At 41.2% G+C, this 13,606-nt stretch carries 7 protein-coding genes; all 7 read right to left on the bottom strand.

Features of this window, described 5'->3' with window-relative positions; translation table 11 throughout:
* Positions 1-50 precede the first annotated feature (50 nt).
* Positions 51-1,862 (bottom strand): acyl-CoA dehydrogenase family protein, encoded by a 1,812-nt coding sequence (locus tag E4661_RS14100; RefSeq protein WP_136468101.1) that lies wholly within the window; start codon positions 1,860-1,862, stop codon positions 51-53.
* 24 nt (positions 1,863-1,886) lie between these two features.
* The gene (locus E4661_RS14095) at positions 1,887-3,077 is read right to left on the bottom strand and encodes an acetyl-CoA C-acyltransferase (protein ID WP_136468100.1); all 1,191 of its coding nucleotides are present in this window, start codon (positions 3,075-3,077) and stop codon (positions 1,887-1,889) included.
* A gap of 83 nt (positions 3,078-3,160) precedes the next feature.
* Entirely contained in the window at positions 3,161-5,566 is a 2,406-nt protein-coding gene (locus E4661_RS14090) for a 3-hydroxyacyl-CoA dehydrogenase/enoyl-CoA hydratase family protein (RefSeq protein WP_136468099.1), read from the bottom strand.
* A gap of 13 nt (positions 5,567-5,579) precedes the next feature.
* The gene (locus E4661_RS14085; RefSeq protein ID WP_136468098.1) at positions 5,580-6,026 is read right to left on the bottom strand and encodes a MarR family winged helix-turn-helix transcriptional regulator; all 447 of its coding nucleotides are present in this window, start codon (positions 6,024-6,026) and stop codon (positions 5,580-5,582) included.
* Positions 6,027-6,167: 141 nt separating this feature from the next.
* Positions 6,168-7,937, bottom strand: coding sequence for an AMP-dependent synthetase/ligase (locus E4661_RS14080; RefSeq protein ID WP_136468097.1), 1,770 nt, complete (start codon positions 7,935-7,937; stop codon positions 6,168-6,170).
* A 176-nt stretch (positions 7,938-8,113) separates the two neighbouring features.
* Positions 8,114-9,763 carry a beta-N-acetylhexosaminidase gene (locus E4661_RS14075; protein WP_136468096.1) on the bottom strand — a complete coding sequence of 550 codons (1,650 nt, stop codon included), beginning with the start codon at positions 9,761-9,763 and terminating at the stop codon, positions 8,114-8,116.
* Positions 9,764-9,809: 46 nt separating this feature from the next.
* Positions 9,810-13,478, bottom strand: a complete 3,669-nt coding sequence (gene purL / locus E4661_RS14070; RefSeq protein WP_136468095.1) for a phosphoribosylformylglycinamidine synthase — start codon at positions 13,476-13,478, stop codon at positions 9,810-9,812.
* Positions 13,479-13,606: the final 128 nt, after the last annotated feature.

Here is a 13,606-nt window from a genome sequence, read left to right as displayed (position 1 = left end):
CTCCGAGAAGGAGCGGTTTTCAAACCAGCTTTGTTTAAGCATTATTTGAATTAGTCAAAGGTATACCCATTATCCGCGGCTACTTTGTCGGCAATCTGTGTACGCAGCGCCACGACATTGGGTTGATTTGTATATTTCGTGAAGCGTTTAAGCCCCATGAGCATCATTCGTTGTTCATCACCCTCAGCAAAAGAAACTATGGCTTCTTTTCCTTTTTGGATAATGGTATCCACCGCTCTGTATAAATATAATTTAGACATTGCAATTTGAGCGGATTGAGAATTTTCTCCAAATCTTTTGGCGTTTTTCTCAGTACGCAATATAGTGGATTCTGTCAAATAAATCTGTATTAAAATGTCTGAAGCTGACATTAATAGCATTTGGTGTTCTTCAAGGCTTGGGCCGAACTTTTGGACAGCACTTCCAGCAATCATCAAGAAAACCTTTTTTAATCTGGATATCAAATCTTTTTCTTCTGAAAACAGTTCGGAAAAATCCGGAGTGTCAAAAGATGGAATGCCCATCAATTCCTCGCCCACAGCTGTTGCGGGACCTAACAGGTCCACATGACCTTTCATGGCTTTTTTGACCAACATGCCAACGGCCAGCATTCTGTTTATTTCGTTGGTTCCTTCATAAATTCTGGAAATACGTGCATCCCTCCAAGCTGATTCCATAGGCGTATCCGCGCTAAAGCCCATTCCTCCAAAAATCTGAATCCCTTCATCTGTGGTGTGCTGAACATGTTCCGAAACGGCAACCTTAAGAATAGAACATTCAATGGCGTATTCCTCAACACCTTTAAGCTCCGCTTCTTGGTGTGAATTTCCGTCAGCTTCCCGAATAGCGATTCGGTCTTCAATATTTTTAGCAGCACGATAGCAAGCAGATTCATCCACATAAGCATTAGTGGCCATGTCGGCAATTTTGGCCTTGATGGCACCAAAGTTCATGATGGGAGTTTTAAACTGGATACGCTCATTGGCATATTTAGTAGCTTCGGTAAGTACGCGTCTCTGTGCTTCTAAGCAAGCAGCAGCCAGTTTGATTCTACCAACATTGAGGGCATTCATAGCAATTTTAAACCCATTACCTCTTTCTGAAAGCATATTTTCAACAGGAACTTTGGTTTCGTTGAAAAATACTTGTCGGGTAGAGGAGGAGTGAATCCCCAATTTTTTCTCTTCATCACCTAATGTGATACCATTTTCCGGGTCATTTTCAATAATAAAGCCCGTAATATTTTTGTCATCTTCTATTCTGGCAAAAACAATAAACAGGTTACAGAATCCCGCATTCGAAATCCACATTTTTTGCCCTGTGATGCTGTAATACTTTCCGTCTTCCGAAAGAACAGCTTTCGTTTTTCCAGAATTGGCATCAGAACCAGCACCAGGTTCTGTTAAACAATAAGCACCAAACCATTCTCCAGAAGCCAATTTGGGTACATATTTCTGTTTTTGCTCTTCGGTTCCATAAAGTGTAATCGGCATGGTACCAATTCCCGTATGAGCTCCAAAAGCAGTACTAAATGAACCAGTGGCGCCAGAAATATAATCACACACCAACATGGTAGAGACAAATCCCATTCCCATTCCACCATATGCTTCAGGAACAGCTATACTCAAAAGCCCAAGCTCACCAGCTTTTCGCATAGTTTCCTCGGTATAGGCATAATCCTTTTTCTCGAATCGTTCCCAATGAGCCCAAAGCTCCCTATCTACAAACTCTTTGGTGCTTTCCCTCATCATTTTTTGCTCCTCAGTAAGGTCCTCTAGAGTAAATACGTCTTCACACTTGGTCTCTTTTACCAAGAATTGTCCGCCTCGTAAGATGTCTTTATTTAGGGTTTCGGTACTCATAGCTATATTGTTAGTTTCTTTTTCTTAGTTCAAAAATTCGTAAATGCCTGCGGCTCCTTGACCAGTTCCCACACACATGGTCACCATGCCGTATTTGCCTTTCATTTCTCTTTTTCTCATCTCATCAAAAAGCTGCACGGATAGCTTGGTACCAGTACAACCCAAAGGATGTCCAAGAGCTATAGCGCCTCCATTTACGTTGATGATTTCCTGATTCAAATCCAATTCTCTTATTACTGCAAGTGATTGAGAGGCAAAAGCTTCATTAAGTTCAATTAATTCAACATCTTCCTGCTTCAAACCGGCTTGTTTTAATGCTTTTGGAATGGCCTTGACGGGACCAATCCCCATAATACGGGGTTCGACTCCTGCTGCCGCATAATTAACCAAGCGAGCGATGGGTTCAAGATTCAATTCTTTAACCATTTCTTCACTCATGACCATAACAAAGGCTGCTCCATCACTCATTTGTGAGGAGTTCCCCGCTGTGACACTTCCCCCGGCCGCAAAAACTGGACGAAGTTTATTTAAAGTTGGAATGTTAGTTCCTTTTCTCGGTCCTTCATCTTTGTTGACGGTATAGGAAGTGGTTTCTTTCTTCCCTGCTCCATTTACAAAAGTGTGTTCCACGTCAATTGGGACGATCTGATCTTGGAATCGGTTTTCTTCCTGAGCCGCCAAAGCTTTCATATGCGAATTATATGCGAACACATCTTGATCTTCCCTAGAAATGTTGAACTGTTTTGCCACCGCTTCAGCGGTTAAACCCATGCCCCAGTAATAGTCTTCGTGACCTTCTTTGGCGGTAGCGTAATCCGGAGTTGGCTTGTATCCACCCATAGGGATATAGCTCATGCTTTCAGAACCACCTGCGATAATACAATCGGCCATTCCGGATTGAATCTTGGCTGTTGCAATACCAATAGTTTCCAATCCTGATGCACAATAGCGATTTACAGTTACCCCTGGAACATCATCGATGTTTAAGCCCATTAATGAAATCAATCTTGCCATATTTAGACCTTGCTCTGCTTCAGGCATGGCGTTACCTACAATTACATCATCAATTCGCTGTTTATCAAGACCCGGTAGTTCTTTCATCATATGTTCAATGGTCTCAGCCGCCAATTCATCAGGTCTTTTAAACCGGAATAAACCTCGGGGAGCCTTACCGACCGCTGTTCTATATGCTTTTACTATATATGCTGTTTTCATTATATTTTGATTATCAGATTTATAGATTTTTGGATGATTGGATATGTTATTCGAATAATCGAATATCCCAACAATCCAATAATCTAATTCCTTAAGGGTTTTCCTGTTTTCAACATATGTTGGATACGCTCCAATGTTTTTCTTTCTGTGCATAATGAAAGAAAAGCTTCGCGCTCCAAATCCAACAGATATTGCTCACTGACATAACTAGCTTCGGATAAATCTCCACCGGCCATTACGTATGCCAGTTTATCAGCGATTTTCTTGTCGTGTTCAGATATATAATGCCCCGCTTCCATGGAATCGGTACCAACTAGGAACATTCCCAAAGCTTGTTTTCCAAGTACTTTTACATCTGTTCGCTTCGGAGGTTTTGTGTACCCTGCTTCGGCCATTAGTTTTGCATAAGCCTTAGCCGTAGCTATTTGTCGGTCTTTATTGACAACCACTACATCCTTTCCTTTTTGAAGTATCCCTAAATCGTACGCTTCATAGGCCGATGTCGACACTTTTGCCATACCGATGGTCAAAAAATATTCCTGCAGCACATTCAATTCCACATCATTCTTTCTAAAAGTATCGGATGCTCGTAAAGCCATTTCCTTGGAGCCTCCACCCCCTGGAATTACGCCTACTCCAAACTCCACTAAACCTATATAAGTTTCCGCGGCAGCTACAATTTTGTCTGCATGTAAAGAAAGCTCACAACCTCCTCCCAAACACATTCCGTGAGGTGCTGAAATGGTAGGGATGGATGAATAGCGCATACGCATCATGGTATCTTGGAAGTATTTGATGGCCATGTTCAACTCGTCATATTCTTGCTCAACAGCCATCATGAAAATCATTCCGATATTGGCACCCACAGAGAAGTTTGCAGCTTGATTACCTACTACTAAACCTTGAAAATCCTTTTCCGCTATGTCGACAGCCTTATTCAAACCAGCCAACACATCGCCACCTATGGTGTTCATTTTGGACTGGAACTCAATATTTAGGATTCCATCACCCAAATCTTCGATAACAACACCACTGTTTTTGAAGACTTCATTGGATTTCCTGATGTTATCCAAAATGATAAACGCATCTTGACCAGGAACTTTTTCCATGGTCTTTTTTGGAGCATCATAAAAATAGGTGGCACCATCTTTTACCGAATAGAAAGAATTAATACCAGCTTCCTTCATGTTGTTTACCCATGAAGCAACTTCCAGACCTTCTGCCTTGGCGAATTCTATTCCCTTTTCCAAGCCTACGGCATCCCAAATTTGGAAGGGTCCATGTTCCCACCCAAAACCAGCTTTCATGGCATCATCAATTTTGTAAAGCTCATCCGAAATTTCAGGAATTCGGTGAGAGACATATGCAAAAAGTGCGCCAAAACTTTTTCTATAAAACTCTCCAGCTTTATCCTTACCGGATGTAAGAACTGAAAAACGGTCTACTACTTTGTCAATGGTTTTGGTCAACTCCAAAGTGGCGAACTTGGCGCTTTTTTTAGAGCGGTAGTCCATTGTATCCAAATCCAAAGTTAGGATTTCACTCTTACCACTATCATCTTTGATCTTTTTATAAAAACCTTGTCCTGATTTGCTCCCCAACCATTTATTGTCGACCATGGACTTGATGAAATCTGGCAATTTGAAGAGTTCCAAACGTTCATCATCCTTACAGTTTTCATGGATTCCGTTAGCAACATGCACCAAAGTGTCTAGTCCAACTACATCCACGGTTCTGAAGGTTGCCGATTTTGGTCTTCCGATTACGGGCCCGGTAAGTTTGTCCACTTCTTCTACCGTCATTCCTAAGTCTTTTACGGCATGAAAAAGACTTTGAATACTGAAAATTCCAATCCTGTTTCCAATGAAAGCAGGAGTGTCTTTAGCTACCACGGAGGTTTTACCCAAGAACTGCTCACCATAACCATTTAAAAAGGTCAAAACTTCTTTAGAGGTCTTAGGCCCTGGAATAATCTCAAAAAGCTTCAGGTATCTGGCCGGATTGAAAAAGTGTGTTCCACAGAAGTGTTTTTGAAAATCTTCACTCCTCCCTTCACTCATAAATTTAATAGGTATTCCAGAAGTATTGGATGTGATTAGCGTACCGGGCTTTCTATGTTTCTCCAGATTTTCAAAGACCTGTTTCTTGATATCCAAACGTTCCACAACCACCTCAATGATCCAATCTACATCACCAACTTTTGAAATATCATCTTCAAGATTACCGGTCTTGATTCTACCAGCAAACTTTTTATGATAAATCGGCGAGGGTTTGGACTTAAGAGCTGCAGCCAATGAATCATTGACCAAGCGGTTTCGAACGATTTTACTCTCCAAAGTCAATCCTTTCGCTTTTTCCTTGTCGTTGAGTTCTCGAGGAACAATGTCCAATAACAAAACTTCGACACCGATATTGGCAAAATGGCAGGCTATGCCACTACCCATGATACCAGAGCCTATTACGGCAACTTTATTGATATGCCTTTTCATTTAGGAACTAGAATTAATTAGTTGTTCTTGTATATATTTTCTTTTCAATTATAAGTTTGTTGATGATTTCAGCGGTTTTAAAAAAACCGACTAAATCATCTTCTGTAACATTCTCTCGTACCACTTCATTAAAACGCAACACCACATCTTTGGAATCTTTTCTTTTTTCTAGACCCAAAGCAGTCAAATGAATCAACACGCCCCGCCCATCTTTTGGGTTTGGTTTTCGTTGGATGTAACCTCTTTCCTCAATATTCTTTAGAATTCGGGATAAACTTGTTGCTTCCATTCCCATTTTGGGGCCTAATGCAGTACTGGGAGTTCCTTTTTTGGGATCAATGCTCAAGAGCGTAAAACCAATGGCCATTGTAAGTCCGTAATGCTTAGCTTCTTCGTTGTACATCTTACTTACGGCCTGCCATGTAGCCCTTAGCGCATAATCAATGGTCAACTCTTTCATAAATCTGGTTTGGTGTGCCCAAATATACAAAAATTTATTATGCATGCATAATAAATTATAATAATTCTGGTAGATAAAAAAAGAAGGCTCAAAAATTAATTTGAACCTTCAAAAATTAGGTTGGAAAATTAGTTTATTCTATCAATGACCATATATGCCATTGTAGAGGTCTATATACTTTTCTTTTATGATTTTTCGACGAAGTTTCATTGTAGGGGTCATGTGACCATCATCTATACTCCAAACATCAGGTGTAAGTCTAAATTGTTTTACTTTTTCCCATTTGGCAAAATCCTCGTTGGCCACATCAATTTCATCTTGGATTCTGGAAATCACCTTTTCGTTTAATATAATATCTGAGTTCTCACTTAGGGTGATGTTGTGTCGATTAGCCCATTCGTACAAAAATTCAAAATTAGGCTGAATCAGTGCTGCCGGCATTTTCTCTCCTTCTCCCACAACCATCACCTGTTCCACAAATCGGGATTGTTTAAGTTTATTCTCCAAAAGCTGGGGTGCAACGTACTTGCCGCCGGAGGTTTTGAACATTTCCTTTTTCCGATCCGTAATCATTAAAAAGCCATCTTCATCTATTTCTCCGATATCACCGGTATGGAAGTATCCATCTTTTATAACCTCGGCAGTTTTCTCAGGGTCCTTGTAGTAGCCCATCATTATATTGGGACCTTTACATAAAATTTCACCATCCTGGGCAATCTTCACTTCAACACCATCCATTACCCTGCCCACTTTACCAATTTTCCAACCATTATTTTCAATTTGACTTACAGAAACTCCGGGTGAAGTTTCGGTTAGGCCATAACATTCCATAATGGGCATTCCTGAAGCACCAAAAACGTGGCCAAGTCTTGGTTGCAAAGCAGCACTACCAGACGCCATAAATTGGAGATTACCCCCAAGGGCTTCTTTCCATTTGCTGAAAATCAATTTTCGGGCAAGACCTAATTTCTTTTCGTACCACCATCCATTCTTTCCGTAGGGCTCAAATTTGAGACCTAGTTCAACAGCCCAAAAGAAGAGCTTCTTTTTAATTCCGGTTAAAGCACTTCCTTTGGCAATGATGGCATCGAATACTTTTTCAACCAATCTGGGCACAACGGTCATAAAATCGGGGTGTACCTCTTTGATATTATCACTGATTTTGTCCAAACCTTCTGCAAAGTGGATTTCAAGACCTAAATATTGACCCACATAAGAAAAAGTGCGTTCAAAGATGTGGCAAAGCGGGAGAAAACTTAATGCGATATCTCCAGGCCCTAAAGGTATTCTTTGCTGAGCAGAGAGTGCGTTGGATACAATATTGTCATGGGAGAGCATTACTCCTTTCGGTCTTCCAGTGGTCCCTGAAGTGTAAATCAAAGTCGCTAAATCTTCAGGTTTTACATTTGCCTTTTTCTCTTCTAATTCTTCCTGATTAGAGGTGTCTTCTCCCTTTTCCAATACCTCCGTCCAGTGATTGCAATTAGAAAGCCTGTCAAATGAATAAACGTCCTTTAACTTCTTTACTTTTCCGCTTATGGCAAGTATTTTTTGCAAAACCTCTTCATCTGAAACAAAACAATAGGTGGCTTCCGAATGGTTTAGTACATATTCATAATCATCTTTTGATATAGTGGGGTAAATGGGGACGTTTTGTGCGCCGACCTGAAGTATGCCTATATCACAAATACACCACTCTGTTCTGTTGGTGCTTGATATCACGGCAATCTTATCATTGGGCTTCACCCCTAAACGCAGCAGTCCTCTGCTTAAAGCATTGGCTCGATCTATAAATTTTTGGGTCGAAGTAGCTTCCCATTTTCCATCATATTTAGTAACCAGGGCTTTCTCAAGCGGATTTTTTTCCAATTGATAGTATGGAAAATCAAATAATCGGGTAACCTTTTGCATAGTAAGTTTCTGTAAAGTAATTGCAAAATAGGGAAAGGAAGCGGGATTTTAAAATGGAAAATTCAATTCCAGACCGCTTTGTTTGCAAACCACTCAATTTTAAGGGATAAAAAAAGGCCTTCAATTTGAAGGCCCACTTGGTTGATATTCAAATAAACTTAAATGGGAGCAAAATGCTATTCCACCAAAACTTTGGCGTAATTGATGCCAAGAGCATCCCATTCTTGTTGTTTGATTTTTAAAACCTTTTTAAATGCCTCGTAGTCCTTTTGGTCGGGTTGGGTCCAACCGACTTCAGCGTAAGCGGCAATTCTGGGAAAAGTTTGGTATTCAACATCCTTGTTGGTCGGAGTCCATTCGCTCCACATTTGACAACCCAAACCATAAATATTTTCGTGGTATTGAGGTTCAAGGCCTTCCGGAATGGGATCAAAGTCATAGGCTTTTTCTAGAGGTATACTTTTATAGTTGTAATCGAGATACGTATTGCTATGCAGGGAGTTCACAATGCCATACCCTTTTTGAGCGGCTTCAGTGGCAAGGTTTAAGTCTCCTTTCCAAAAATGGACCACCACATTTTTAGCTAGTGCTGTTTCCGCCTCCTTGTCCATTTTCTTTTCTGAGAAATCGCCGTGAATGTTTTTTCCCATAATTTCATTCCAACCCATCATCCTACGTCCATTTTGCTCAATGAATTTGGATATTTTGTTGGTGAACATGATTTGTAAATCCGCAGGTGTGTTGATTCCATTGGCTTTCATGTATTCTTGAACGTGCTTACTGTCTTCCCATACTTGGTAACCTACCTCATCACCACCAATGTGGATAACCTCTGAAGGGAACAGCTCAAAAAGCTCCAACAGTACATCTTTTACAAATTGTTCCACTTTGGGACTGGTTACATCGTAGTTGTCATAATGACGTCCAAATTTGATAGGAGGGTCTATATCCTTGCCCGCTGTGCCCAACCAAGTATAAGCGGCAATGGCAGCGCTACTATGTCCGGGGATTTCAAACTCAGGAATGATTGTAATGTTCCTTTTGGCGGCATAGGCCACTAACTCCTTAATTTCTTCTTGGGTGTAAAAACCGCCATGTGGCACTCCAGAATAGTCGTTGCTCTTCCACATTTTACCGTTGGATATCTGGGAATCTTTTCTGAAGGCCCCAACCTCTGTTAGCTTGGGATATTTTTTGATTTCAATCCTCCAACCAGCATCATCGGTTAGATGCCAGTGAAAAACGTTCATTTTAAGGGAAGCCATTTGGTCCAATACCATCTTTACGTAGTCTGCTCCATGAAAGTAACGGGATTCATCCAGCATATAAGCTCTCCATCCAAACCTAGGAGCATCTTTAATGGTCAAAGCGGGGATAAGCCATGGTGATTCGTCAGAATCCTTCGTAAGTAATTGTTTTAAAGTTTCTGCTCCATAGAAGAATCCAGCTGATGTGCTTGCACTTATTGTGATTCCTTTAGGTGAAACCTCCAAATTATAGGATTCTTTTCCTAAATCGGGAGCAAGTATAAAAGCGATATCTCCATCGTTTCCACCGGCGGTAGAAAATTCAAGGTCTGTTTCTTTGGTCAGAGCCTCGGCGAGGGTAGTGGCAACTTCTTTAGCTTGTTCATCAGCATAGGTGAGTTCCATACCATCACTTAAACCGAATGAATTTTCGGCCAAAGTTATCTCGTTAGGCTGGGGTAGAATATTGATTTCTTCTGCTGTAAAGCTTCTATGTTTACGTACACACCCTGCGGTAAAAAGCAAAGAAAAAGCACAAGAAAGCAAGCTTGCCTTTGCCAATAGATTTTTGATGTTCATTTTTTGGTGTTTAGTTTTTCAAATGACTTTTAGTCCTTAAAAATAGCTATTTATTGTTCAATATCCACTCTTTTGCGTTGACAAAGGCCTGTAGCCAGGGAGAAACTACATCATTTCTATCCTTTGGATAGTGTGCCCAATTCCATGGAAAGGTGGACCTTTCAATATGGGGCATGGTGACCAAATGCCTACCTGTTTTATCGCATAGCATGGCTGTATTGAAATCACTTCCATTCGGATTTGTGGGATAGGTATCGTAACCATATTTGGCAACAATATCATAGTTTTCCTCGGCGTGTGGTAAACTGAATTTCCCCTCCCCATGAGAAATCCAAACACCTAAAGTTGTTCCAGCAAGCGAGGAAAGCATAACAGAGTTGTTTTCTTGAATTTTTACCGAAGTAAAATTGCTTTCGTGCTTACCAGAATCATTGTAGGTCATTCTTCCGTGGGTATCATGGTCAGGGTTGATCAAATCCAATTCCATGAACAATTGACATCCATTGCAGATACCAACGGAAAGGGTATCGGGTCTTTCAAAAAAGTTCTTGATGACTTTATTGGCCTTTTCATTGTATTTAATGGCTCCGGCCCAACCTTTGGCACTCCCTAGCACATCGGAATTGGAAAAACCACCTACGGCACCCAAAAATTGGATGTCTTCCAAAGTTTCTCGGCCCGAAATCAAATCGGTCATGTGGACGTCTTTGACATCAAAACCGGCTAGGTACATAGCATTGGCCATTTCACGCTCGGAGTTACTTCCTTTTTCCCTTAGAATGGCCGCCTTGGGGCGTTCATCCTCGGTTTGTATACGAGGAGCTAGGGAACCGTTGAAATTTTTAGGAAACTGATAGGTTAAAGGTTGATTCTTATAGTTTTCATATCTGTCTTTGGCAAGACCATTGGCAGTCTGTTTGTCATCGAGCAAGTAAGAAGTCTTGAACCAGGTGTCACGCAACGATGCTACATTCAAACCTATTTCAATACCGTTGTTTTTGATATTTAAGGTGGCTTCTGAGTTAACTGCACCAATCTTCTTGCAATCTACTCCTGCCTCTAGGAGCACTTTCTCTACAGAATCATTCTTAGCTTGGAAAACCAATCCGCAATTTTCCGAAAACAAGAGTTTAATGATATCATTTTCTCCAAGATCCGATAAATCGAGATTCGCTCCCAAATCAATATCGGCAAAGCACATTTCCAACAAAGTGGTAATCAATCCGCCTGAGGCCACATCATGTCCAGCAAGTATCAAGTCATTTTTAATGAGCTCCTGAAGTGTATTGAAAACTAATTTGACGTATTTGGCGTCCTTAACGGTTGGAGCTTCATTACCCACGGTATTAAGGATTTGAGCAAAAGAGGAACCTCCAAGCTTAAAGTCATTCTGGGACATATTTATATAATAAATATCCCCACCGTTTTTTTGCAAAACCGGTTCAACTACCTTGGTAATATCGTCACAGTTCCCTGCAGACGAAATAATGACTGTTCCAGGTGAAAGGACATCTCCATCTTTATATTTCTGCTTCATGGAAAGTGAATCCTTTCCGGTAGGTACATTGATTCCCAAAGCAATGGCAAAGTCGGAAACGGCTTCTACCGCTTCGTAAAGTCGGGCATCTTCTCCTTCATTTCTACAGGGCCACATCCAGTTGGCGGAAAGGGAAATGGACTGTAATCCATCTCTAAGGGGTGCCCAAACAATGTTCGTCAACGCTTCCGTAATACTGTTTCTACTTCCAGCAGTTGGGTCTATCAAAGCGGAAATAGGGGAGTGGCCGATGCTGGTTGCGATACCTTCCTTTCCTTTAAAATCCAACGCCATGACACCACAGTTGTTCAACGGAAGTTGTAATGGACCTGCACATTGTTGTTTGGCCACGTGTCCACCCACACAGCGGTCAACTTTGTTGGTCAACCAATCCTTACAAGCAACGGCCTCCAGTTGTAAAACCTGTTCCAGATAATCATGGAAATGCTCTAAAGCATATGTTGGAGCATTATATGTTCTATCTAGTGATGTGTCTTGCATGATAGTTTTGGGAGAACTGCCGAACATATCAGATAGTTCCAAATCCATCGGTTTTTCACCTGTTTTTTTAGAAGCGAAGGTAAATCGGTGGTCACCTGTAACCGTTCCTACATCATACATAGGAGAGCGTTCACGGGAAGCGATTCGGTCGAGTAGCTCCATGTCTTGATCTCCAATGACCAATCCCATTCGTTCTTGGGATTCGTTACCGATAAGTTCCTTGGCAGAAAGTGTTGGGTCTCCAATCGGAAGTTTGTCAGTGTTAATAACACCACCTATTTCCTCTACCAATTCAGATAAGCAGTTGAGGTGTCCCCCAGCACCGTGGTCATGAATGGACACAATAGGATTGTCGTGACTTTCCACTAATCCACGAATTGCATTGGACGCTCTTTTTTGCATTTCAGGATTGGAGCGCTGCACGGCATTGAGTTCTATGGCAGAACTAAATTCACCTGTATCGGCACTGGAAACGGCAGCACCGCCCATTCCAATGCGATAGTTGTCACCACCTAGGATTACAACTTTGTCCCCTTTTTGGGGAGTATCTTTTAAGGCTTGATCAGCTTTGCCGTAACCTATGCCACCTGCCATCATTATAACCTTGTCAAAACCTAGTTTTCGAGCATCTTCTTTATGTTCGAAAGTGAGCACTGAACCAGAAATCAAGGGTTGTCCAAATTTATTTCCAAAATCGGAAGCTCCATTGGATGCTTTGATCAGAATATCCATAGGAGTTTGGTACAACCAATCCCGTTCTTGCATGTCTTTTTCCCAAGGTCGATTTTCCTCCAATCGAGAATACGAAGTCATGTAAACGGCTGTTCCTGCTAGTGGCAATGAACCTTTTCCTCCGGCTAACCTATCTCTGATTTCTCCTCCTGAACCTGTCGCAGCCCCATTAAAGGGTTCTACGGTTGTTGGGAAATTATGGGTTTCTGCTTTTAGTGAAAGCACTGAGTCAAATTCAGTTTCTTCATAAAAATCTGGCTTATCGGCGCTTTTGGGTGCAAACTGAATGGCTTTTGGGCCTTTTATAAAAGCGACATTGTCTTTATAGGCAGAAACGATATCATTCGGATGCTCTTCCGATGTTTTTTTAATGAGTTTAAAAAGGGAGGATGGTTTTTCTTCCCCATCAATGACAAACGTACCATTGAAAATTTTATGGCGGCAGTGTTCCGAGTTGACCTGACTAAATCCAAAAACCTCGGAATCCGTTAACTTCCTGCCTAACTTTTCTGAAAGATTTTCTAAATATGCAACTTCGTCATCGCTAAGCGCCAGACCTTCTTGTTGGTTATAGGCATTGATGTCCTCAATTTCCAAAATAGGTTGCGGCTCGATATCGATGGTAAAGATATCTTGATTTAATTCCTTGTATTTTTGGAAAAGCATGGGATCATACTCCGAACGCTCTGCATCCGCCGCATGAAATTCCTCAATCCGAAGAATTCCTTGAACACCCATATTTTGAGTTATTTCGGTGGCGTTGGTACTCCAAGGAGTTATCATAGCAGCTCGGGGCCCAATAAAAAAGGCGTCAAGAGACGCCGAGTTTATCTTAGGTTGGTTGCCGAACAACCATGTCAATTTTGTAATGTCTTGAGGTGCAATTTCTTGAGTGGTTTGGACGGCAAATACCTTAGTTGCCACGTCCCCAAAGAAATGAATCATATCAGCCTTATTGTTGAACGGATTAAGAAAATGCAAATTTACGCTTTTATACGCGATTTTATTCTAGAGAAGCAAACAGTTTTTAACGATAAATGTTGATAGCTTTGGGTCAATGTTCAATTAGCAAT

The organism is Flagellimonas onchidii (assembly GCF_004804315.1).
In the GTDB taxonomy this organism is placed as follows: Bacteria; Bacteroidota; Bacteroidia; order Flavobacteriales; family Flavobacteriaceae; genus Flagellimonas; species Flagellimonas onchidii.
Note: the sequence above shows the minus strand (reverse complement) of the source record. Positions and strands in the feature narration are given on the sequence as shown.